14 protein-coding genes, 1 tRNA gene, 3 rRNA genes and 1 pseudogene are annotated in these 24651 nt (G+C 53.4%); 10 read left to right on the top strand and 9 right to left on the bottom strand.

What is annotated here, in order from left to right; genetic code table 11:
• Positions 1 to 300: 300 nt before the first annotated feature.
• From aspA to BFV64_RS01525, 6 genes are all read left to right on the top strand, one after another.
• The gene (gene aspA, locus BFV64_RS01550) at positions 301 to 1737 is read left to right on the top strand and encodes an aspartate ammonia-lyase (protein WP_003855923.1); all 1437 of its coding nucleotides are present in this window, start codon (positions 301 to 303) and stop codon (positions 1735 to 1737) included.
• Between the two features lie 115 nt (positions 1738 to 1852).
• Complete coding sequence (locus BFV64_RS01545; RefSeq protein ID WP_023331834.1) at positions 1853 to 3154, top strand: anaerobic C4-dicarboxylate transporter; 1302 nt, start codon at positions 1853 to 1855, stop codon at positions 3152 to 3154.
• Positions 3155 to 3267: 113 nt separating this feature from the next.
• A complete protein-coding gene (cutA, locus tag BFV64_RS01540) occupies positions 3268 to 3591 on the top strand; it encodes a divalent cation tolerance protein CutA (RefSeq protein ID WP_014882197.1) in 324 nt (107 codons plus the stop codon).
• The gene (locus tag BFV64_RS01535; RefSeq protein ID WP_069601624.1) at positions 3567 to 5270 is read left to right on the top strand and encodes a protein-disulfide reductase DsbD; all 1704 of its coding nucleotides are present in this window, start codon (positions 3567 to 3569) and stop codon (positions 5268 to 5270) included. The genes cutA and BFV64_RS01535 overlap by 25 nt, the downstream gene beginning before the upstream one ends.
• Positions 5271 to 5319: 49 nt before the next feature.
• Complete coding sequence (locus tag BFV64_RS01530; RefSeq protein WP_014882195.1) at positions 5320 to 5895, top strand: transcriptional regulator; 576 nt, start codon at positions 5320 to 5322, stop codon at positions 5893 to 5895.
• Between the two features lie 127 nt (positions 5896 to 6022).
• Positions 6023 to 6098, top strand: a tRNA-Phe gene (locus tag BFV64_RS01525).
• A 216-nt stretch (positions 6099 to 6314) separates the two neighbouring features.
• On the opposite strand, the gene rrf is transcribed toward BFV64_RS01525, so the two are convergent.
• The 3 genes from rrf to BFV64_RS01510 all read right to left on the bottom strand — a co-directional run bounded on the left by rrf (position 6315) and on the right by BFV64_RS01510 (position 11146).
• A 5S ribosomal RNA gene (gene rrf / locus BFV64_RS01520) occupies positions 6315 to 6430 on the bottom strand.
• 63 nt (positions 6431 to 6493) lie between these two features.
• Positions 6494 to 9398, bottom strand: a 23S ribosomal RNA gene (locus tag BFV64_RS01515).
• Between the two features lie 208 nt (positions 9399 to 9606).
• Positions 9607 to 11146: ribosomal RNA gene (locus BFV64_RS01510) — 16S ribosomal RNA — on the bottom strand.
• Together the 16S, 23S and 5S rRNA genes form the textbook arrangement of a ribosomal RNA operon.
• 496 nt (positions 11147 to 11642) lie before the next feature.
• Here BFV64_RS01510 and BFV64_RS01500 point away from each other — a divergent pair.
• Positions 11643 to 12596 carry a nickel/cobalt transporter gene (locus tag BFV64_RS01500; RefSeq protein WP_023338934.1) on the top strand — a complete coding sequence of 318 codons (954 nt, stop codon included), beginning with the start codon at positions 11643 to 11645 and terminating at the stop codon, positions 12594 to 12596.
• Between the two features lie 33 nt (positions 12597 to 12629).
• Here BFV64_RS01500 and proP read toward each other — a convergent pair whose 3' ends face one another.
• The gene (gene proP / locus BFV64_RS01495) at positions 12630 to 14132 is read right to left on the bottom strand and encodes a glycine betaine/L-proline transporter ProP (protein WP_014882193.1); all 1503 of its coding nucleotides are present in this window, start codon (positions 14130 to 14132) and stop codon (positions 12630 to 12632) included.
• A 650-nt stretch (positions 14133 to 14782) separates the two neighbouring features.
• Here proP and kdgT point away from each other — a divergent pair.
• Positions 14783 to 15775: a 2-keto-3-deoxygluconate transporter gene (gene kdgT / locus BFV64_RS01490; protein WP_014882192.1), complete on the top strand. Its 993-nt coding sequence runs from the start codon at positions 14783 to 14785 to the stop codon at positions 15773 to 15775.
• 62 nt (positions 15776 to 15837) lie between these two features.
• Here the strand turns inward: kdgT and BFV64_RS01485 are convergent, their stop codons facing one another.
• The 4 genes and pseudogenes from BFV64_RS01485 to BFV64_RS01470 form a co-directional block, all read right to left on the bottom strand.
• A complete protein-coding gene (locus tag BFV64_RS01485; RefSeq protein ID WP_032637716.1) occupies positions 15838 to 16713 on the bottom strand; it encodes a diguanylate cyclase regulator RdcB family protein in 876 nt (291 codons plus the stop codon).
• Complete coding sequence (crfC, locus tag BFV64_RS01480; protein WP_418251744.1) at positions 16710 to 18980, bottom strand: clamp-binding protein CrfC; 2271 nt, start codon at positions 18978 to 18980, stop codon at positions 16710 to 16712. Before crfC ends, BFV64_RS01485 begins: the two co-directional genes overlap by 4 nt.
• A 9-nt stretch (positions 18981 to 18989) precedes the next feature.
• Positions 18990 to 19687 (bottom strand): IS1-like element IS1B family transposase gene (locus tag BFV64_RS01475; protein WP_095033700.1). Its coding sequence is split into 2 segments (ribosomal slippage): positions 18990 to 19438 and positions 19438 to 19687, totalling 699 coding nucleotides; the frame shifts between segments, so codons are not numbered across the junction.
• Between the two features lie 48 nt (positions 19688 to 19735).
• Positions 19736 to 20179 (bottom strand): annotated as a pseudogene (locus tag BFV64_RS01470) (CSS-motif domain-containing protein); the annotation flags it as partial.
• Positions 20180 to 20706: 527 nt separating this feature from the next.
• On the opposite strand from BFV64_RS01470, the gene BFV64_RS01465 reads away from it, so the two are divergent.
• Entirely contained in the window at positions 20707 to 20988 is a 282-nt protein-coding gene (locus BFV64_RS01465) for a YjcB family protein (protein ID WP_014882153.1), read from the top strand.
• A gap of 59 nt (positions 20989 to 21047) precedes the next feature.
• Here the strand turns inward: BFV64_RS01465 and ssb1 are convergent, their stop codons facing one another.
• A complete protein-coding gene (gene ssb1, locus BFV64_RS01460) occupies positions 21048 to 21575 on the bottom strand; it encodes a single-stranded DNA-binding protein SSB1 (protein ID WP_014882152.1) in 528 nt (175 codons plus the stop codon).
• Positions 21576 to 21826: 251 nt separating this feature from the next.
• On the opposite strand from ssb1, the gene uvrA reads away from it, so the two are divergent.
• Entirely contained in the window at positions 21827 to 24649 is a 2823-nt protein-coding gene (uvrA, locus tag BFV64_RS01455) for an excinuclease ABC subunit UvrA (protein WP_023331804.1), read from the top strand.
• Positions 24650 to 24651: the final 2 nt, after the last annotated feature.

The raw sequence follows: 24651 nt of genomic DNA, 5'->3' as shown, positions 1-24651 counted from the left end.
TGTCTGAATGTGTTCGCGACGCGCGTTTGTATGAAATGGTGGCAGTTAGCGAAAATTCAATCGGTTTGCACGGATATTTTTTCTGGAAATATTAAAGCGGTGACACATTTCACAGATTAATAATTATCATGGAATCGGCTCGATAATAAGTGATCCAGCTTACGGCAATTCGCTATCATCAGCATATGATCTCGAGCATCTGGCTGATTGAGGGAATAATCGTCGGTCAGAAAATATTCAAAACCACATATATACTGTGTGTTTAGTACAATCCATCGGCAGCTTGAAAAGAAGGTTCACATGTTAAACAACATTCGTATCGAAGAAGACTTGTTGGGTACCAGGGAAGTTCCAGCGGATGCCTACTATGGTGTTCACACTCTGAGAGCGATTGAAAACTTCTACATCAGCAACAGCAAAATCAGCGACATCCCTGAGTTTGTCCGTGGCATGGTGATGGTGAAGAAAGCCGCAGCGCTGGCTAACAAAGAGCTGCAAACCATTCCTAAAAGCGCGGCAAATGCGATTATCGCTGCCTGCGATGAAGTGCTGAACAACGGCAAATGCATGGACCAGTTCCCGGTTGACGTCTATCAGGGCGGCGCGGGTACCTCCGTCAACATGAATACCAACGAAGTACTGGCAAACATCGGCCTGGAGCTGATGGGTCATCAGAAAGGTGAATACCAGTACCTGAACCCGAACGACCACGTTAACAAATGCCAGTCCACCAACGACGCCTACCCAACCGGCTTCCGTATCGCGGTGTATGCCTCCGTGGTGAAACTGGTGGACGCCATCAACCAACTGGGCGATGGCTTCCAGCGTAAAGCGGTTGAGTTCCAGGATATCCTGAAAATGGGTCGTACCCAGTTACAGGACGCAGTGCCAATGACGCTGGGCCAGGAATTCCACGCATTTAACGTGCTGCTGAATGAAGAGACCAAAAACCTGCTGCGCACCTCTGAGCTGCTGCTGGAAGTGAACCTGGGCGCAACCGCCATCGGTACGCGTCTGAACACCCCGGATGGCTATCAGCAGCTGGCGGTTCAGAAGCTGGCTGAAGTGTCCAACCTGCCAGTCGTGCCTGCGGAAGACCTGATTGAAGCCACCTCCGACTGCGGCGCGTACGTGATGGTACACAGCGCACTAAAACGTCTGGCGGTGAAACTGTCCAAAATCTGTAATGACCTGCGCCTGCTCTCTTCCGGCCCGCGCGCTGGCCTCAACGAAATCAACCTGCCAGAACTGCAGGCGGGTTCGTCCATCATGCCAGCTAAGGTGAACCCGGTCGTGCCAGAAGTGGTGAACCAGGTTTGCTTCAAAGTCATCGGTAACGACACTACCGTGACGATGGCCTCCGAGGCCGGTCAGCTGCAGCTGAACGTAATGGAGCCTGTGATTGGCCAGGCGATGTTCGAATCTATCCACATCCTGACTAACGCCTGCTACAACCTGCTGGAAAAATGCATTAACGGCATTACCGCAAATAAAGAAGTGTGTGAAGGCTACGTTTACAACTCTATCGGGATCGTCACCTACCTCAACCCGTTCATCGGTCACCATAACGGTGACATCGTCGGTAAGATTTGTGCCGAAACCGGTAAGAGCGTGCGTGAAGTGGTGCTGGAGCGCGGACTGTTGACCGAGGCTGAGCTGGACGATATCTTCTCCGCCCAGAACCTGATGCACCCGGCATATAAAGCGAAACGATATACCGATGAAAGCGAACAGTAACCGTTCAGGCTAGGCTTTTAAAGGCACGTCACTTGTGACGTGCCTTTTTTCTTTTTAGGCGTTACCAAAATACAACAATTCAATATCAACTTGTTAATAAGCAAGGCAGGTCCTTATGTTTGGAGCAGAACTCGTCATCGTCTTGTTGGCGATTTATTTGGGAGCAAGACTCGGGGGTATCGGCATCGGTTTTGCCGGCGGTCTCGGGGTGCTCGTTCTTACCCTTATCTTTCAGATTAAACCCGGCGCAATCCCCTTTGACGTTATCGAAATCATCATGGCAGTTATTGCCGCTATCGCCGCTATGCAGGTGGCAGGCGGTATGGACTACCTGGTGAGTCTGGCGGAGCGTATGCTGCGCCGCCATCCTAAATACATTACCTTCCTTGCCCCGCTGGTCACCTGGTTTATGACCATTCTCGCGGGAACTGGCCACACGGCGTTCTCCACGCTGCCGGTGATTACCGAAGTGGCAAAAGAACAGGGGATTCGCCCGTCTCGTCCCCTCTCTATTGCCGTCGTTGCGTCTCAGATTGCCATCACCGCCTCGCCGATCTCTGCCGCCGTGGTCTTCTTCGCCGGTATCCTGGAGCCGATGGGCGTGAGCTACCTGACGCTGCTGGCGATCTGTATTCCGGTGACGCTGATTGCGGTCATGATTACTGCCGTGCTGTGTAACTTCCTCGGTGCCGAACTGAAAGACGATCCGGTTTACCAGGAGCGTCTGGCAAAAGGTGAAGTGAGACTGCGCGGTAGCCAGGTCTTCGAACTGAAGCCGCACGCAAAGCGCTCCGTACTGCTGTTCCTGATTGGTATCGTCGCAGTGATGTTCTACGCAACCGCCATCAGTGACACCGTGGGGCTGATTCAGAACCCGGTTCTGCCGCGTAACGAAGCGATTGTGGTGTTCATGCTGACTATCGCGACGCTGATTAGCATCACCTGTAAAATCGACACCAGCGAAGTGCTGAACGCCAGTACCTTTAAATCCGGTATGAGTGCCTGCGTGTGTGTACTGGGTGTGGCATGGCTCGGCGATACTTTCGTGAAGGCGCATATCAGCGATATCCAGACCGTAGCCGGCGACCTGCTGCACAACTACCCGTGGCTGCTGGCGGTCGTGCTGTTCTTTGCTGCGACCCTGCTTTACTCCCAGGCAGCAACCACCAAAGCGCTGATGCCTGCGGCACTCATGTTAGGCGTAACGCCGCTGACGGCGATTGCCTCTTTCGCAGCCGTTTCCGCACTGTTCGTTCTGCCAACCTACCCAACCCTGCTGGCAGCGGTTGAAATGGATGACACTGGCTCTACCCGTATCGGTAAATACGTGTTTAACCACGCGTTTCTGATCCCGGGCGTGGTAGCAATTACGCTTTGCGTCATCCTCGGCTTTATCATCGGTGGCATTGTGCTGTAAACCTTTAGCCGTTGTAAAAATAGTTAAAATCGGGCCGCACTGCGGCCCGATTCATTAATGACCAATCGTCTTGCGTGATATAGTGAAGACTTTCGTGATGAGGAGGTCGACTTGTGAACACGCCTGATGCCGTTGTCGTACTGTGTACCGCCCCTGATGAAGCCTCTGCCCAGGATCTCGCCGCCAAAGTGCTGGCCGAAAAATGGGCAGCCTGCGTAACGCTTCTCCCCGGCGCAACCTCCCTTTATTACTGGGAAGGCAAGCTGGAGCAGGAGTACGAAGTCCAGATGTTGCTTAAAACCAACCGGGCGAACCAGCAGGCGCTCCTCGACTGCCTCAAGTCTCATCATCCTTACCAAACTCCAGAGCTGCTGGTGCTGCCAGTGCTCCATGGCGATAACGACTATCTCACATGGCTCAACGCTTCCTTACGCTGATCCTGCTGCTGTGCAGCACATCAGTATTTGCCGGGTTGTTTGACGCACCCGGCCGTTCAAACTTTATTCCTGCCGACCAGGCGTTTGTTTTCGATTTTCAGCAGAACCAGCACGATCTCAATCTGACCTGGCAGGTGAAAGAGGGTTACTACCTTTACCGCAAACAGGTCAGCATCACGTCCGCAAAGGCTAACGTCGGCGCATTGCGGATGCCCGCGGGCGAGTGGCACGAGGACGAGTTCTACGGTAAGAGTGAAATCTATCGTCAGCGCTTAAACGTACCCGTCACGGTGAATCAGGCGGATAAAGGCGCCACGCTGACCGTGACGTATCAGGGCTGTGCCGACGCGGGCTTCTGCTATCCTCCTGAAACGAAGGTCGTTCCGCTTACTGAAGTTAAAGCCGCTGCCTCCCCTCTCCCCTCGGGGGAGAGGGCCAGGGTGAAGGGAGAAGGCGAAGCCACTTCAGATCTTCCCTTCTCAGCGTTTTGGGCGCTACTGATTGGTATTGGCATTGCCTTTACGCCGTGTGTACTGCCCATGTACCCGCTGATCTCCGGGATTGTGCTAGGCGGTAAGCAACGGCTTTCCACCGCCCGGGCGCTGCTGCTGGCTTTTATTTATGTCCAGGGCATGGCATTAACCTACACGGCGCTCGGCCTCGTGGTCGCCGCCGCTGGATTGCAATTCCAGGCAGCGCTTCAGCATCCTTACGTGCTTATTGGTCTGTCAGTTGTCTTTATTCTTTTGGCGCTGTCGATGTTTGGCCTGTTCACTCTGCAACTGCCCTCTTCGCTGCAAACCCGCTTAACGCTGATGAGTAATCGTCAGCAGGGAGGAGCTGCAGGCGGCGTGTTCGCAATGGGTGCAATTGCCGGGCTAATCTGTTCACCCTGCACCACTGCGCCGCTCAGCGCCATCCTGCTGTACATCGCCCAGAGCGGCAATATGTGGCTCGGTGGCGGAACGCTGTATCTTTATGCGCTGGGGATGGGTCTGCCGCTCATTCTTGTGATGGTCTTTGGTAATCGTCTGCTGCCGAAAAGCGGACCGTGGATGGAGACGGTGAAAACCGCGTTTGGTTTTGTCATTCTGGCGCTACCGGTGTTCCTGCTGGAGCGCATCATCGGAGACGAGTGGGGAAGGCGTCTGTGGGCGATGCTTGGCGTCGCATTCTTCTCCTGGGCATTTATCGTCAGCCTGGGGGCGAAAAAGCCATGGATGCGCCTTGTGCAAATCCTGCTGCTGGCGGCTGCACTGGTCAGCGTGCGTCCGCTGCAGGACTGGGCATTTGGCACGCCGGTGGGTCAGACGCAGGCGCATCTGGACTTCACCCGCATTAACAATGTCGATGAGCTCAATAGCGCCCTGGCTCAGGCAAAAGGTAAACCGGTGATGCTCGATCTCTATGCTGACTGGTGTGTTGCCTGCAAAGAGTTTGAAAAATACACCTTTAGCGATCCTCAGGTACAAAGCGCCCTGAAAGAGACGGTGTTGCTTCAGGCAAACGTCACGGCCAACAATGAGCAGGATAAGACTCTGCTTAAGCACCTTAACGTACTCGGGCTGCCAACCATTTTATTCTTCAATGAACAAGGGGAAGAGCAGCCAGAACAGCGTGTAACCGGGTTTATGGATTCAACGGCATTCAGCGCGCATTTGCGCAATCGCCAACCGTAAACAACACTTTAGACGGGACATACCGTTGGGAATAGCGGAGGAGATAACCGTGCAACGTGAAGACGTACTGGGACAAGCCCTGCAATTACTTGAGATTCAAGGGATCGCCAGCACCACGCTTGAGATGGTAGCCGACCGTATCGATTACCCTCTGGATGAGTTAACGCGCTTCTGGCCGGATAAAGAGGCCCTGCTTTATGATGCGCTGCGCTACCTTAGCCAGCAGGTGGATATCTGGCGCAGACAGCTGATGCTTAATGAAGAACTGACGGCTGAGCAAAAGCTGTTGGCTCGCTACACCGCCCTGACTGAATGTGTCAGTAACAATCGTTATCCGGGCTGCCTGTTTATTGCCGCCTGTACATTTTATCCCGATCCCGGGCATCCAATACATCAGCTGGCGGATCAGCAAAAGCGTGCGGCGCATGACTTCACTCACGAGCTACTGACAACGCTTGAAGTGGATGACCCGGCAATGGTCGCTAAGCAAATGGAGCTGGTACTGGAGGGTTGTCTGAGCCGCATGCTGGTGAATCGTAGCCAGGCCGATGTGGATACGGCGCACCGCCTGGCGGAAGATATTCTTCGCTTTGCTCAGTGTCGTATGGGCGGGGCGTTGACGTAAGCGAATCAGCGAAATTTGGTCTTTTCGGCGCGTAAACCGCCAGATTGCCGTAAAGTTAAGCAATTGAACAGCTTTCCCCGAAATAATGTTGACGATAAGGCGCGATTGCGGTTTAATGCGCTCCGTTGCCCGGATAGCTCAGTCGGTAGAGCAGGGGATTGAAAATCCCCGTGTCCTTGGTTCGATTCCGAGTCCGGGCACCACTATTTAAAGAACCCAGCCTATGGCTGGGTTTTTGCTTTTCTGCGTTTATAAATCCCTTCTTTTATATTCTTGCTTCTCTTTCCGGTGAGATCGTGCAATCTGCTTTGCCGGATGGCGGCTTTGCCTTATCCGTCCTACGGGAAAATTTCAAGGAGAGGAATAAAACCCAAAGCAAAAAACCCCGCACCTTACGGTACGGGGTTCTTCTATTTGATGCCTGGCAGTTCCCTACTCTCACATGGGGAGACCCCACACTACCATCGGCGCTACGGCGTTTCACTTCTGAGTTCGGCATGGGGTCAGGTGGGACCACCGCGCTAAAGCCGCCAGGCAAATTCTGTAATCTGTATCAGCTGAAAATCGTCTCTCACCGCCAAAACAGCTTCGGCGTTGTAAGGTTAAGCCTCACGGTTCATTAGTATCGGTTAGCTCAACGCATCGCTGCGCTTACACACCCGACCTATCAACGTCGTCGTCTTCAACGTTCCTTCAGGAGACTTATAGTCTCAGGGAGAACTCATCTCGGGGCAAGTTTCGTGCTTAGATGCTTTCAGCACTTATCTCTTCCGCATTTAGCTACCGGGCAGTGCCATTGGCATGACAACCCGAACACCAGTGATGCGTCCACTCCGGTCCTCTCGTACTAGGAGCAGCCCCCCTCAATTCTCCAGCGCCCACGGCAGATAGGGACCGAACTGTCTCACGACGTTCTAAACCCAGCTCGCGTACCACTTTAAATGGCGAACAGCCATACCCTTGGGACCTACTTCAGCCCCAGGATGTGATGAGCCGACATCGAGGTGCCAAACACCGCCGTCGATATGAACTCTTGGGCGGTATCAGCCTGTTATCCCCGGAGTACCTTTTATCCGTTGAGCGATGGCCCTTCCATTCAGAACCACCGGATCACTATGACCTGCTTTCGCACCTGCTCGAGCCGTCACTCTCGCAGTCAAGCTAGCTTATGCCATTGCACTAACCTCCTGATGTCCGACCAGGATTAGCTAACCTTCGTGCTCCTCCGTTACTCTTTGGGAGGAGACCGCCCCAGTCAAACTACCCACCAGACACTGTCCGCAACCCGGATTACGGGTCTACGTTAGAACACCAGCCATTAAAGGGTGGTATTTCAAGGTCGGCTCCACGCAGACTGGCGTCCACGCTTCAAAGCCTCCCACCTATCCTACACATCAAGGACCAGTGTTCAGTGTCAAGCTATAGTAAAGGTTCACGGGGTCTTTCCGTCTTGCCGCGGGTACACTGCATCTTCACAGCGAGTTCAATTTCACTGAGTCTCGGGTGGAGACAGCCTGGCCATCATTACGCCATTCGTGCAGGTCGGAACTTACCCGACAAGGAATTTCGCTACCTTAGGACCGTTATAGTTACGGCCGCCGTTTACCGGGGCTTCGATCAAGAGCTTCGCGTTACCGCTAACCCCATCAATTAACCTTCCGGCACCGGGCAGGCGTCACACCGTATACGTCCACTTTCGTGTTTGCACAGTGCTGTGTTTTTAATAAACAGTTGCAGCCAGCTGGTATCTTCGACTGATTTCAGCTCCACCCGCAGGGGCTTCACCTACATATCAGCGTGCCTTCTCCCGAAGTTACGGCACCATTTTGCCTAGTTCCTTCACCCGAGTTCTCTCAAGCGCCTTGGTATTCTCTACCTGACCACCTGTGTCGGTTTGGGGTACGATTTCGTGTTACCTGATGCTTAGAGGCTTTTCCTGGAAGCAGGGCATTTGTTACTTCAGCACCGTAGTGCCTCGTCATCACACCTCAGCGTTAAAAGGTACCGGATTTACCTGGAACCTCCGCCTACATGCTTAAACCGGGACAACCGTCGCCCGGCTAACATAGCCTTCTCCGTCCCCCCTTCGCAGTAACACCAAGTACAGGAATATTAACCTGTTTCCCATCGACTACGCCTTTCGGCCTCGCCTTAGGGGTCGACTCACCCTGCCCCGATTAACGTTGGACAGGAACCCTTGGTCTTCCGGCGAGCGGGCTTTTCACCCGCTTTATCGTTACTTATGTCAGCATTCGCACTTCTGATACCTCCAGCAACCCTCACAGGCCACCTTCAACGGCTTACAGAACGCTCCCCTACCCAACAACGCATAAGCGTCGCTGCCGCAGCTTCGGTGCATGGTTTAGCCCCGTTACATCTTCCGCGCAGGCCGACTCGACCAGTGAGCTATTACGCTTTCTTTAAATGATGGCTGCTTCTAAGCCAACATCCTGGCTGTCTGTGCCTTCCCACATCGTTTCCCACTTAACCATGACTTTGGGACCTTAGCTGGCGGTCTGGGTTGTTTCCCTCTTCACGACGGACGTTAGCACCCGCCGTGTGTCTCCCGTGATAACATTCTTCGGTATTCGTAGTTTGCATCGGGTTGGTAAGCCGGGATGGCCCCCTAGCCGAAACAGTGCTCTACCCCCGAAGATGAGTTCACGAGGCGCTACCTAAATAGCTTTCGGGGAGAACCAGCTATCTCCCGGTTTGATTGGCCTTTCACCCCCAGCCACAGGTCATCCGCTAATTTTTCAACATTAGTCGGTTCGGTCCTCCAGTTAGTGTTACCCAACCTTCAACCTGCCCATGGCTAGATCACCGGGTTTCGGGTCTATACCCTGCAACTTAACGCCCAGTTAAGACTCGGTTTCCCTTCGGCTCCCCTATTCGGTTAACCTTGCTACAGAATATAAGTCGCTGACCCATTATACAAAAGGTACGCAGTCACCTAACAAGTAGGCTCCCACTGCTTGTACGTACACGGTTTCAGGTTCTTTTTCACTCCCCTCGCCGGGGTTCTTTTCGCCTTTCCCTCACGGTACTGGTTCACTATCGGTCAGTCAGGAGTATTTAGCCTTGGAGGATGGTCCCCCCATATTCAGACAGGATACCACGTGTCCCGCCCTACTCTTCGAGTTCACAACCTGTGCATTTTCGTGTACGGGACTATCACCCTGTACCGTCGGACTTTCCAGACCGTTCCACTAACACACAAGCTGATTCAGACTCCGGGCTGCTCCCCGTTCGCTCGCCGCTACTGGGGGAATCTCGGTTGATTTCTTTTCCTCGGGGTACTTAGATGTTTCAGTTCCCCCGGTTCGCCTCGTTAACCTATGTATTCAGTTAACGATAGTGTGACGAATCACACTGGGTTTCCCCATTCGGACATCGCCGGGTCAAAGGTTCATATCACCTCGCCGGCGCTTTTCGCAGATTAGCACGTCCTTCATCGCCTCTGACTGCCAGGGCATCCACCGTGTACGCTTAGTCGCTTAACCTCACAACCCGAAGATGTTTCTTTCGATTCATCATCGGTTTGCGAAAATTTGAGAGACTCGAACACACATAACATGTGTGTCGTTTCAATTTTCAGCTTGATCCAGATTTTTAAAGAGCAAAACTTCTTAATGCACTCAAAAGTACATTCAGAAGTTCATCATTCATCAGACAATCTGTGTGAGCACTGCAAAGGCAGGTTCTTTAAGGTAAGGAGGTGATCCAACCGCAGGTTCCCCTACGGTTACCTTGTTACGACTTCACCCCAGTCATGAATCACAAAGTGGTAAGCGCCCTCCCGAAGGTTAAGCTACCTACTTCTTTTGCAACCCACTCCCATGGTGTGACGGGCGGTGTGTACAAGGCCCGGGAACGTATTCACCGTAGCATTCTGATCTACGATTACTAGCGATTCCGACTTCATGGAGTCGAGTTGCAGACTCCAATCCGGACTACGACGCACTTTATGAGGTCCGCTTGCTCTCGCGAGGTCGCTTCTCTTTGTATGCGCCATTGTAGCACGTGTGTAGCCCTACTCGTAAGGGCCATGATGACTTGACGTCATCCCCACCTTCCTCCAGTTTATCACTGGCAGTCTCCTTTGAGTTCCCGGCCTAACCGCTGGCAACAAAGGATAAGGGTTGCGCTCGTTGCGGGACTTAACCCAACATTTCACAACACGAGCTGACGACAGCCATGCAGCACCTGTCTCAGAGTTCCCGAAGGCACCAATCCATCTCTGGAAAGTTCTCTGGATGTCAAGAGTAGGTAAGGTTCTTCGCGTTGCATCGAATTAAACCACATGCTCCACCGCTTGTGCGGGCCCCCGTCAATTCATTTGAGTTTTAACCTTGCGGCCGTACTCCCCAGGCGGTCGACTTAACGCGTTAGCTCCGGAAGCCACGCCTCAAGGGCACAACCTCCAAGTCGACATCGTTTACGGCGTGGACTACCAGGGTATCTAATCCTGTTTGCTCCCCACGCTTTCGCACCTGAGCGTCAGTCTTTGTCCAGGGGGCCGCCTTCGCCACCGGTATTCCTCCAGATCTCTACGCATTTCACCGCTACACCTGGAATTCTACCCCCCTCTACAAGACTCTAGCCTGCCAGTTTCGAATGCAGTTCCCAGGTTGAGCCCGGGGATTTCACATCCGACTTGACAGACCGCCTGCGTGCGCTTTACGCCCAGTAATTCCGATTAACGCTTGCACCCTCCGTATTACCGCGGCTGCTGGCACGGAGTTAGCCGGTGCTTCTTCTGCGGGTAACGTCAATTGCTGCGGTTATTAACCACAACACCTTCCTCCCCGCTGAAAGTACTTTACAACCCGAAGGCCTTCTTCATACACGCGGCATGGCTGCATCAGGCTTGCGCCCATTGTGCAATATTCCCCACTGCTGCCTCCCGTAGGAGTCTGGACCGTGTCTCAGTTCCAGTGTGGCTGGTCATCCTCTCAGACCAGCTAGGGATCGTCGCCTAGGTGAGCCGTTACCCCACCTACTAGCTAATCCCATCTGGGCACATCTGATGGCAAGAGGCCCGAAGGTCCCCCTCTTTGGTCTTGCGACGTTATGCGGTATTAGCTACCGTTTCCAGTAGTTATCCCCCTCCATCAGGCAGTTTCCCAGACATTACTCACCCGTCCGCCACTCGTCACCCGAGAGCAAGCTCTCTGTGCTACCGTTCGACTTGCATGTGTTAGGCCTGCCGCCAGCGTTCAATCTGAGCCATGATCAAACTCTTCAATTTAAGTTTGATGCTCGTGAATTAAACTTCGTAATGAATTACGTATGTTCACTCAGAGACTTGGTATTCATTTTTCGTCTTGCGACGTTAAGAATCCATGTCACTTTGAGTGCCCACACAGATTGTCTGATAAATTGTTAAAGAGCAGTTGCAACGCGGCTTTCGCTCACCGTTGCGAGGTGGCGTATATTACGCTTTCCTCTTTCAGAGTCAACCCGTTATTTCAGGATTTTTTCTCTTCAACCGACCGGGTTGTCTGTGAAGTGATTCACATCTGCCGTGTCGATGGAGGCGCATTATAGGGAGTTCTCCGCAGGCCGCAACCGCTAAATGACAGAAAAATGACTGACTGCTGCATTCCACAGCAAAACCCCGCCTTATACCCTTTTACACACAGACTTATCCACAACATCATCAGGATCCCGATGCGATCCTGCGAACTGAACAAGAAGATCAACTATACTAGCGGCAAATATTCTTCCTAGCAGAGCACTCCCTCATGAACACACAACGCCTCGCCCGCGACTGGCGTCTCCCTACCGCAGGGGTGATGCTGCTGGCTATTCTGTTTGCCAGTTTTACCCTGCATACGCACTGGAGCGCCTTTATCCAGTGGTGTCTTGCCACTCAAATTACCCTGCACCGTTATCTGGTGATGTATCTGCTGCAGCTGAATAACCACCAGTACAGCGGCGGACTATGGCTCTTAACAGGCGCCTTCCTTTATGGCGTGCTGCACGCCATCGGGCCGGGGCACGGGAAATTCATTGTGACGACCTATCTGACCACTAATAAGGAAAGCGAGCGGGCTGCCCGGGTCGTTCCTTTCCTTGGCAGCCTGATGCAGGGCGTGAGCGCCATTCTGTTTGTCTTTATTCTGGCGGTGGGGTTTAACCTCGCCTCAGGGGATATCAGTACCAGCCGCTGGTATGTAGAGAAGATAAGCGCAGTGCTGATTGGTGTATTCGGCGCGTTCGTCATTTATCAGGCATTAAAGAGCCTGCGTCCGCGCAGAATGACGATCTCAGCCATCAGTCCCCTCCATCAGCACAATGAACACTGTGGCTGCGGCCATCACGGCGTGGGTGCCGACCTGACGCAGGGAGACTGGAAAACTCGCCTGGGGGTGATTCTGGCGATTGGCGCACGCCCGTGCAGTGGGGCAATCATGATTCTGATGTTTTCAAATGCGCTGGGCATTGTCACCTGGGGGATGGCTGCCGTCATGACAATGTCACTGGGAACAGCACTCTCGATTATGGGGCTCTCGCTGGCGGTACGTTATGCCCGTGAACGCACGGTGGCCTGCTTCGGGGGAAATAGCACGTTAAGATGGCTGGTGCCAGCCGTCAAAATAGCCGGCGGGATAGTTCTGATCCTGTTCGCGACCGTTCTCTTCCTGACGGTCATCCCCATCAGCGCCAATGGCGACTACATCGCTGCCGGATGCTAATAAAAGAAAACCCGCCGTTGGCGGGTTTCTTTATTACTCGTTGATGCGTGGATGCTGATCCACCAGTCGGGAGCGTTTTTTCTGCAGTTCTTCAATCTCTGCGTCAATGTCTTCAATCTTCTGCTCTACATTATCGTAGTGCTCACGCAGGATCTCTTTCGCTTCCTGAATATCCGATGCCGCAGGCGTCGCCCCTTTCAGTGGACGGTTCGCCGTCTCCTTCATCGTAATACCGGTAATCAAGCCAATCACCGCGATCACCATCAGGTAATAAGCAGGCATCATCAGATTCTGCGTGCTTTCCACCAGCGAGGCGGCAAGCGTCGGGGTCAGACCGGCAATCAGTACCGAGATGTTAAAGGCTGCCGCCAGCGCACTGTAACGAATATGCGTCGGGAACATCGCAGGCAACGTTGAGGCCATCACCCCGATGAAGCAGTTCAGGATCACCGCCAGCATCAGCAGACCCGCAAAAATCAGCCCCAGCACGTTACTGTTGATCAGAATAAAGGCCGGGATTGCCAGGGCAAACAGCGCCACGCTTCCCAGAATAATGAATGGTCGACGGCCAAAGCGGTCACTCAGCAGACCCATAATCGGCTGCACGAACAGCATACCCACCATGATGGCAATAATAATCAGCACACCGTGATCTTCCGAGTAATGCAGGTTATGCGACAGATAACTCGGCATGTAGGTCAGCAGCATGTAGTAGGTCACGTTGGTCGAAATCACCAGACCAATACAGGTCAGCAGGCTGCGCCAGTGCTTAGTGGCAATCTCTTTGAACGACACCTTCGGACCATCCTGCAGCCCTTCGCGGTCACCCTGCTCCAGTTTCTCAACGTGCTGCTGGAACGCCGGTGTCTCTTCCAGCGCATGACGCAAATACAGACCGATGATTCCCAGCGGCAGCGCGAGGAAGAATGGGATACGCCAGCCCCAGTCGAGGAAGTTCTCTTCACCGACGACGGTTGAAATCAGCACCACGACACCCGCCCCCATCACGAACCCGGCAATCGAGCCGAAGTCCAGCCAGCTCCCCATAAAACCGCGCTTACGGTCCGGGGAATACTCCGCGACGAAGATCGAGGCACCGGTATATTCCCCACCGACGGAGAAACCCTGCGCCATCTTACAGAGCAGCAGCAGAATCGGTGCCCAGATGCCGATCGTGGCATAGGACGGAATCAGGCCGATACAGAAGGTACTTATCGACATGATGACAATAGTGATGGCAAGGATCTTCTGGCGACCGTATTTATCACCGAGCATACCGAAGAACAGACCACCCAGCGGGCGAATAAGGAAAGGAACGGAGAACGTCCCCAGTGCGGCAATCATCTGCAGGCTGGGATCAGCCCCTGGGAAAAACACTTTACCTAACGCGTAGGCCACAAAGCCATAGACACCAAAATCGAACCATTCCATCGCATTACCGAGCGAGGCTGCGGTGATGGCCTTACGCAATTTTGCGTCGTCAATAATAGTGACGTCGCGAAGCGTGATGGGTTTAATCTTTTTCCTTCTCAGCATAGCTATCCTCGTTGACTCGGCCCTGTCTGTTTCACAATCCAGTGTGGGTGCTGTGAACCTTGGGATCCGCTCCATGCGAATCGCCTTATTCAAGCGTAGCAGGTTTACTTACATTGACGTTTATCGTCGATACAACCGAACCTGTTGACGCCTGCCAGGGCAGTTAATGACCTTTTTACCCTACCAGCGTTTATATTTGTGATCAACTTCACACATATATTTATGCTGCGTAAAGTGAAGACAGTCTTTGTCAATTTCCGCAAATAAGCACTTTCTCAACCCATCCCAGAGAAACATTTTCATGTTGTCCCCTTTTCTTTTTATCACGCCATAAAAAGCCGCTTTTTTACAAGAGATTTACATAAACCCCATCCAGCCAGAACGCGGCGTAAAGTTTACAATCAATATGTGACGCAGATAACTAAAACACTGTTTTATTTTCATTGAATCATTATTCCATTGATCGCATGATAATTCCCGAAACATAGCGATGAGTGTTTTCTGACAAGAGAAAACCAGAGCGCTTACTGAATTTTGTTGCGGGGTTATCCAATACAAGCCATCAAGAAAACCCTTCATCATTTTGAATTTATTGATTTTTTATTCGCGCCCGCCGCTCGCTACGAGGGGTAACATTGTGAGGGTTGTATATGAAGATTAAAGCCACGATAGAACGTATTCCTGGTGGTATGATGCTGGTCCCCCTGGTACTCGGTGCTATTCTGAATACCTTAGCGCCTGAAACCGGGGCTTATTTTGGCGGTTTCACAAAAGGGATGATTACAGGTACCGTCCCCATCCTGGCAGTCTGGTTCTTTTGTATCGGTGCATCCATTAATTTACGTGCAACAGGCACCGTATTACGCAAATCCGGCACGCTGGTCATAACCAAAATAGCGGTGGCCTGGGTTGTCGCCATGATATGCGCGATGTTTATTCCAGAGAATGGAATTCAGACCGGTTTCTTCGCGGGTTTATCGGTCCTGGCAATTGTCTCGGCGATGGATATGACTAACGGCGGGTTGTATGCCAGCCTGATGAACCAGTACGGAACGAAAGAAGAATCCGGGGCATTTGTTCTGATGTCTCTGGAGTCCGGCCCGCTCATGACGATGCTGATCCTGGGTTCTGCTGGCCTGGCCTCTTTTGAGCCTCACCACTTTGTTGGCGCGATCCTGCCCTTCCTGATCGGTTTCGCCCTCGGGAATCTGGATCACGATCTGCGCGATTTCTTCAGCAAAGCCACACCCGTACTCATCCCGTTCTTTGGTTTTGCGCTGGGCAACACCATCAACCTGAACGTGATCCTTGATACGGGCCTGCTGGGTATTGTGCTGGGGGTTGCGGTCATCATCATCACCGGTATTCCGTTGATTATTGCCGACCGCGTGATTGGCGGCGGAAACGGCACGGCGGGTGTCGCCGCCTCTTCAGCCGCAGGTGCTGCGGTCGCAAACCCGGTGATTATTGCTCAGATTAACCCGGCCTTCGAACCGGTAGCCGCTTCTGCAACGGCACTGGTGGCTGCCAGCGTGATTGTTACCGCGATTCTGGTGCCGATCATCACGGCACTGTACGCGAAACGCTACGGAAACGTGCAAGAGAAAGATGTAGAAAGGAAGGCAGCAGAGCTTCAACATTAACAAACCGCACCAAACCATCCCCTCTCCCCTCTGGGGAGAGGGCCAGAGTGAGGGTGAGGGGTTCAACCAAAAATCTCCTCCACCATCGCCTCCACCAGACGTTTTGCCGAACACAGCCTCGGCATACCCAGCGCAACGGTCTGCCAGTTTTGCGTAACTGACCAGCTCACCGGGTGTTTATCCGCCTGACACCAGTCACCCAGCCACCCCAGCATGTCTTTATGATCGATTAAACCCGCCGAAGCGGGTGTGGTCAGCCACTGATGATAGAAATGGCGCGTTGCAGGAGACGCATTGATACCCTGAGCAAGATAATTGGCAGCCATACTGCGTAAATTATCCTTGAGCATGGCCGATACATCGTCCTTCGCCAGACGGCAAGCATCGCCGAAGGCCCCCCAGCGCAACTCTTCCAGGACAATGAAACAACGCCCGGCCAGCGACCAGCCATCATAATGACCGGCTCGCCAGCGAGTGAAAATTTGCTCGCTGTGCTCACCCGCCTGGACGGTCAGTCCACGCTGAGTTAGCGCCTTTTCTTTATAAACGGCACGTTGGGTAAAATGCGATGAGAGCTCAGCGTACTGTTCAAGCAGGCCCGGAGAGGGCTGAGCCCTTAAGTGAGCCTGCTGACGAAGTGTATTCAATTTATCCGCCATCAGCGTCAGCGCAAGATGGCCAGGGTCAAGCATCCCGGCGAGTTTTTCAGCCAGACCGAGGCGCAGGGCAGCATTCTCATTCAGCATTCCGGCCATCGCCCAGGGTCGTAACCGGGTGTGCGTCATGATCTCCTGAGTCAAGCGCTCACGAAACTGCAGCTGCTGCGGCCCCAAATGAGGATGACGTGCAACGTCCACGCCCTGCACAAGATCGACCATAAATTTAGGATGAATACACTCCAGCGTCCGCCCGGGACCGTCCAGTAGCTGTGTTGTCATGGTTGCTCTGCCGCGAATAGAGTTTGAATATCATCGCGTAACAGTCGGGTATCTTCCTGTATCCACGTCGCAGTAGTGATACTTTGCTTCAACAGCTGGCTGAGCGCTCGGGTCGAATGCTCATTTTGTTGACGCACTGCGAGGCTATCACGCAAGCTTTCCTGTAACCCGGTCAGGTATAACGAAAATTCTGCAAAGAACGTCGCCATTCCTGCCGTAACAGAGACATCGACCTGGGCGGACAAAGCTTTACGTATATGTTCACAAAACTGATCAATATGTTGCTTAAATTTGTCATGTAGCTGCGCAATGTCGATAACATAGCGCGTGCGGGTCGCCACATATTCATCCCAGCCCCAGCCCGGATTATTCAGCCAGCGAGAGACGGTCTCACGCATGCTGCCCGCGCCCGATGGCTGTCCTGCAGGGCGGTTGTCCTGCGCTATGGCATCGTTAAACAGCGCCTGCGTATTGACGTTAAGCTGGTTAGCCTGAAAAGCCGGGAAGCTAATCCGCGCCCGAAAGCCGGCATGGCTCAGATGCTCTTTAATACGCGTTTCAATGGGACGCATGGCGTCATTCAGGGAACGCGCCAGCGTAGACTCCAGCTGATCGAAGCGTAACGCCAGCTCCCGGCAGATCTTTGTCTGCGCATCCAGCATGATAAGCTCGCAGGAGGAGCGGATTTTACTCAGGGCAATCTGTGCCTGCCCCTCGTCATCCAGAACCAGCTGCTGTAGTTCTTGCGGCTCGTCACCGCGAGGATTCAACCGATCGTTACCGGCTAAATCAAGGATATTGCGATCGCTGAACACGTGACCAATCGCCTGGTGAAGCGCTGTTTTTTGGGCCCCCATAAAGTCCGCAGTGGCATTCAGCGCCTGCTCAACTTCATGTTTCACCTCATCGCTCACCACCCGCTGGCGCGTCTGCATCATCGCCATGTCCTCTTCAAGACGCGTAATATTCAGTTCCAGCGCGTCAAAGGCGACCGTCAGCCCCTGATAGCGGAAGTCGAGATATTCCCGGGCATTTTGTGCGTAGTTGAGCAGCTTATGGGACGCCGAGCGCAACGCAAATAACGAGGCATTAGCATAGGCGGCGTAAATCAGTTTGCGTATCGGTTGTTCAAACAGCGAATCTTCCCAGAGCAAATCGGCGGCGTGACGGATATGGCCAATATCATCCAGGTCCGCCGTACGCCAGCGGCGACCGAGGGCGGCTTCGGCAAAATCCTGCACCCAGGGTTGCTCCTGATGATCCGGCAGTTGTCCGTGGGTATTCATCTCGTAGCGAGCGCGGTTCGCCAGATACGCCCACATGGAGGAGACAGGGTAGATCTGGCCAGGCGAAATATTGCCTTTCATTAAGGTACCGGAGATCATCGCCCGGACCTGCTCTTCATCATCGCTATTGCGATCTTTCTGGTCGAATTTATTCACCAGGGCATACAGAGGCACGGATTTCCCCGCCACCGAAATAGCCTGACGGACCTCTTCATCAGATATAGATTTAAGCTGGGTATAATCCATTACCGCCAGCACCGCCGATGCGCGGGCTAACTGCTCACTCAGCATTTTTTGCAGATGCGGCTGTCCGGCCTCATTAGGCCCAGGGGTATCGAGCAGCGTCAGTTGCCCGAGGTGGGCATCCAGACCCGCAAGATGCACGAACTCCACTTCAATGACCGGAATGTGTTCAATGGCCGCGTATTCTGAAAACGGAAACGCCACGCCCAGCGCCTGAGAGAGTCTTACCAGGTCATTGAGGCTTTTCAGGCAATGAAATATTGGCTGCGCTCCAAGATGATGCTTTTCAAAGGCTTCACCTTTTTCAATGCGTTCCAGCAGCGTATTCATGTCTTTATCAATTTCCAGATGCTGAGCCAGCTTCCCGCGATCGTAATCGCAGAGTTGTTTCTGCAGCAGCTGGATCAAATCATCAATAGGCGAGACATGTGAGAAATGGAGTACCGGCTCTTTCTGGCCTGGCGTATGACGAATCAGGGTAGGAAGCGCCGTCATTGGGCGGTTGCGATTAGGCAACACTTCGGTCCCCACAATGGCATTAATTGTGGTCGATTTCCCCGCTTTCATGGTACCAACGATAGCCAGAACCATTTCCAGACGTGTTATTTTGCGTAATTCATTATTCAGCATTGCCTGCTGCGCTTCGACACCCCGCGCACTAAAATGCAAAGGCAGAACGTTGTTCTTTTCACCCGTAATAGCGGCCGTCGTGTTCTCCAGCATCGCTGTCGGGGTAATGACTCCAACTTATTGATAGTGTTTTATGTTCAGATAATGCCCGATGACTTTGTCATGCAGCTCCACCGATTTTGAGAACGACAGCGACTTCCGTCCCAGCCGTGCCAGGTGCTGCCTCAGATTCAGGTTATGCCGCTCAATTCGCTGCGTATATCGCTTGCTGATTACGTGCAGCTTTCCCTTCAGGCGGGATTCATACAGCGGCCAGCCATCCGTCATCCATATCACCACGTCAAAGGGTGACAGCAGGCTCATAAGACGCCCCAGCGTCGCCATAGTGCGTTCACCGAATACGTGCGCAACAACCGTCTTCCGGAGCCTGTCATACGCGTAAAACAGCCAGCGCTGGCGCGATTTAGCCCCGACGTATCCCCACTGTTCGTCCATTTCCGCGCAGACGATGACGTCACTGCCCGGCTGTATGCGCGAGGTTACCGACTGCGGCCTGAGTTTTTTAAATGGCGGAAAATCGTGTTGAGGCCAACGCCCATAATGCGGGCGGTTGCCCGGCATCCAACGCCATTCATGGCCATATCAATGATTTTCTGGTGCGTACCGGGTTGAGAAGCGGTGTAAGTGAACTGCAGTTGCCATGTTTTACGGCAGTGAGAGCAGAGATAGCGCTGATGTCCGGCAGTGCTTTTGCCGTTACGCACCACCCCGTCAGTAGCTGAACAGGAGGGACAGCTGATAGAAACAGAAGCCACTGGAGCACCTCAAAAACACCATCATACACTAAATCAGTAAGTTGGCAGCATCACCGTCATTTTATAGCCAGTATAAAATGGCGTGTCGCGAAAATAATAGATAGCGATGTCAGGTTTACGGGTGTAATTGGCAATCGGGATCGCGTAAGGTTGGTCCGGTGTAAAAACGGTTGAACAAAGAAAATTCTGACCTTCTGCATAAATTAAATCAGCGACAAACAGGCGGCCACGCACAACGTTCAACATATATTGGCGATGTTCCGGTGTACAAAGTTTACCCTGATATTTTTCGGCCTCGTCCCGGGCCAGATCAACTTGTTGAATAACCAGTTCTGTTTTGTCTAAAGCCAGTTCAGCAAATGTACGGAGCTGAGCGCTTGTTTCCGACACGGCTCTTAGCTGGGCAAACCATAGGGCAAGCATCACCGGCAGCATAACTACCATGATGATCCCTACTACCCTGAGCATTTTGCGCCGCGCGCTACGATTCATTTCCCGCCCTATATCCCTGCATGTTGTACGCCTGTAGTAATGAAGGCCGGATGCTTTGTTAAACAGGTGATTACGTTGCATGAATCATGCGAAGTTAGCAACTGACTTTTAGTATTAAAAATCTTAAATTTCGTTATGACGATAATATTTTCCCGTAAGCTAAACTGTAAGTATTCGTTCCGTTTCAATTAAGGGAAATAATTATCCAGCGCACATGTGGGGTTTGAAGATAACACAACAGAGAATCGATGTTTTATAAATGCCCGGCTATTACCACATTATTTTCAGGATGAGCAAAAAATAACGTGCCACTTATAAAAACAACGTGGCTGGCCCATCGTGTGTCCGCTCAGCCAGGTATCGGGACCCAGGTACCCGGCACCATCGCCTTTTTTGCGTAATAAAATCCCCATTTTGAACGCTCAGACGCTGGCGAATAAATCAACAAATGTGATATAGTTCACACATATTCTGTAACGAGAAACACCGTTTCATTCAGTTCGTCTGTTTTGTAGAGGATGGGTTCTATGGCAACCATTACTACCAGCATGGTTCTCCTGCGCTGGCCTTTGTTGAGCGCGGTACTGATGTTTTTAGCCAGCACGCTGAACATTCAGTTTCGTAAATCTGACTACGCGGGTCTTGCGGTCATCAGCACTCTGCTGGGACTTGGCGCGGCTTGCTGGTTCGCAACGGGCCTGTTGGGCATCACCCTGCTGGATATTGCCGCTGTCTGGGAAAATATTAAAGTCGTGATGGTAGAGGCAATGAGCCACCAGCCACCAGACTGGCCAATGGTGATTACCTGATTCCTGTATAAACAAAAAACCCAGACGATGTCTGGGTTTTTTGTTTGAGCATCCGTTGATCAGAACGGGATGTCGTCGTCGAAGTCCATTGGTGGCTCGTTAGACGGTGCCGGAGCAGACTGCTGCTGCGGACGAGACTGCGCGCCGCCGCTGAACTGGTTGCCGCCCTGTGGCTGCTGAGGCTGACCCCAACCGCCCTGCTGCTGCTGACCGCCACCTGCTGGCGCGCCACCGCCCTGACGGCCGCCCAGCATCTGCATGGTACCGCCAACGTTTACCACAACTTCGGTGGTGTACTTCTCAGCGCCGGACTGATCGGTCCATTTGCGGGTACGCAACTGGCCTTCGATATAGACCTGAGAACCTTTACGCAGATACTCACCGGCAACTTCTGCCAGTTTGCCAAACAGCACCACGCGGTGCCATTCAGTCTGCTCTTTCATCTCACCGGTCGCTTTATCACGCCAGGATTCGGAAGTAGCCAGCGTAATGTTGGCAACTGCGCCACCACTCGGCATGTAGCGTACTTCCGGGTCCTGGCCCAGATTACCGACGAGAATCACCTTGTTTACGCCTCTGCTGGCCATGTTCGTGTCTCCTGAATACGTTTCTTAATAGTGTAAACGCGCGAGTGTACCATTTCCAGACGCCACTTTGATAGTTGCGTAGTATCTTCCAGAGTTCGCGCGCGAACTGAACATTGTTACACAGCGAATCAGAAAATGCATTCCAATACTGTATATTCAAACAGGTTAAATTGTGTCATAATTAGCCGTTTCTGACAGCCGTTTGTCCTTCAAACAAACCAGGCAATCCGTGTTTCAACCGGGAAAGGTGAATGGATAAGATCGAAGTTCGGGGCGCCCGCACCCACAATCTCAAAAATATCAACCTCATAATCCCTCGCGACAAACTCATCGTCGTGACCGGGCTTTCGGGGTCTGGCAAATCCTCACTGGCTTTCGACACCTTGTATGCCGAAGGACAGCGTCGTTACGTTGAATCTCTCTCCGCGTACGCGCGTCAGTTCCTGTCGCTGATGGAAAAACCGGATGTCGATCATATTGAAGGGTTATCGCCTGCGATCTCCATCGAGCAGAAGTCGACTTCGCATAACCCGCGTTCAACGGTCGGTACCATTACTGAAATTCACGACTACCTGCGTCTGCTGTATGCGCGCGTGGGTGAGCCGCGCTGCCCGGACCACGACGTCCCGCTGGCGGCGCAGACCGTGAGCCAGATGGTGGATAACGTGCTGTCGCAGCCGGAAGGCAAACGCCTGATGCTGCTGGCGCCAATTATTAAAGAGCGTAAAGGCGAACACACCAAAACGCTGGAGAACCTGGCAAGCCAGGGCTATATCCGCGCCCGTATTGACGGCGAAGTGTGCGACCTGTCGGATCCGCCAAAACTGGAGCTGCAGAAAAAGCACACCATTGAGGTGGTGATCGATCGCTTTAAGGTGCGTGAAGACCTCGCGACGCGTCTTGCGGAATCGTTCGAAACGGCGCTGGAACTCTCCGGTGGTACCGCCGTTGTTTCCGATATGGACGACCCGAAAGCGGAAGAGCTGCTCTTCTCCGCCAACTTTGCCTGCCCGATTTGCGGCTACAGCATGCGCGAGCTGGAACCGCGTCTGTTCTCGTTCAACAACCCGGCAGGCGCATGCCCAACCTGTGACGGTCTGGGCGTACAGCAGTATTTCGACCCGGACCGCGTGATCCAGAACCCTGAGCTGTCGCTGGCAGGCGGCGCCATTCGCGGCTGGGATAAGCGTAACTTTTACTACTTCCAGATGCTGAAATCGCTGGCGGAGCACTATAAGTTCGACGTGGAAGCGCCGTGGGCCAGCCTGAGCCCGAACGTGCACAAAGTGATCCTGTTCGGTTCCGGTAAAGAGAACATTGAGTTCAAATACATGAACGATCGCGGTGATACCTCCGTGCGTCGCCACCCGTTCGAAGGGGTGCTGCACAATATGGAGCGCCGCTACAAAGAGACCGAATCCAGCGCGGTACGCGAGGAGCTGGCTAAGTTCATCAGCAACCGCTCCTGTGCCACCTGTGAAGGCACGCGTCTGCGTCGCGAAGCGCGTCATGTCTTTGTCGAAAACACGGCGCTGCCGACCATCTCAGACATGAGCATCGGCCACGCGATGGACTTCTTCAACAACCTGAAGCTCTCCGGTCAGCGCGCGAAAATCGCTGAAAAAGTGCTGAAGGAGATTGGCGATCGTCTCAAGTTCCTGGTGAACGTGGGTCTGAACTACCTGACGCTTTCCCGCTCGGCAGAAACGCTGTCCGGCGGTGAGGCCCAGCGTATCCGCCTGGCCAGCCAGATTGGCGCAGGCCTGGTGGGCGTGATGTACGTGCTGGATGAGCCGTCAATCGGCCTGCACCAGCGCGACAACGAACGTCTGCTCGGCACGTTGGTCCACCTGCGCAACCTCGGTAACACGGTGATTGTGGTGGAGCACGACGAAGACGCGATTCGCGCTGCGGATCACGTGATCGACATTGGTCCTGGCGCGGGCGTACACGGCGGTCAGGTGGTCGCGGAAGGGACGCTGAAAGACATTATGGCGGTACCCGAGTCGCTGACCGGCCAGTACATGAGCGGCAAGCGTAAGATTGAGGTGCCAAAACAGCGCGTAGCGGCAGATCCGGAAAAAGTGCTGAAGCTGACCGGCGCGCGCGGCAACAACCTGAAAGATGTGACGCTGACGCTACCGGTTGGCCTGTTTACCTGCATCACTGGCGTGTCCGGTTCCGGTAAATCGACGCTGATTAACGATACCCTGTTCCCGATTGCGCAGACGGCCCTGAACGGTGCGACGCTGGCCGAGCCCGCGCCGTATCGAGACATTCAGGGGCTGGAACATTTCGATAAGGTTATCGACATTGACCAGAGCCCGATTGGCCGAACCCCTCGCTCGAACCCGGCGACCTATACCGGCGTCTTCACGCCCGTACGTGAACTGTTCGCCGGCGTGCCGGAAGCGCGTTCACGCGGGTACACGCCGGGACGGTTCAGCTTTAACGTGCGCGGCGGCCGCTGTGAAGCATGCCAGGGCGATGGCGTCATTAAAGTTGAGATGCACTTCCTGCCGGATATCTACGTCCCGTGCGACCAGTGCAAAGGTAAACGCTATAACCGCGAAACGCTGGAAATTAAGTACAAAGGCAAGACCATCCACGAAGTGCTGGACATGACCATCGAAGAGGCGCGCGAGTTCTTTGACGCCGTCCCTGCGCTGGCGCGTAAGCTGCAGACCCTGATGGACGTCGGTCTGACCTACATTCGTCTGGGGCAGTCCGCCACTACGCTGTCGGGCGGTGAAGCCCAGCGCGTGAAGCTGGCGCGTGAGCTCTCCAAACGCGGCACCGGTCAGACGCTGTATATTCTGGATGAGCCGACTACCGGTCTGCACTTTGCGGATATCCAGCAGTTGCTCGACGTGCTGCATCAGCTGCGCGATCAGGGCAACACGATTGTGGTCATCGAACATAATCTGGACGTGATTAAAACCGCGGACTGGATTGTCGATCTCGGCCCGGAAGGCGGCAGCGGCGGCGGTGAAATCCTCGTCTCCGGTACGCCAGAGACCGTTGCAGAGTGCGAAGCCTCGCACACCGCGCGCTTCCTTAAACCGTTGCTGTAATG

It is taken from the genome of Enterobacter kobei (assembly GCF_001729765.1).
In the GTDB taxonomy this organism is placed as follows: Bacteria; Pseudomonadota; Gammaproteobacteria; order Enterobacterales; family Enterobacteriaceae; genus Enterobacter; species Enterobacter kobei.
The sequence above is the reverse complement of the archived record's forward strand: the minus strand, read 5'-3'. Positions and strand labels throughout refer to the sequence as shown.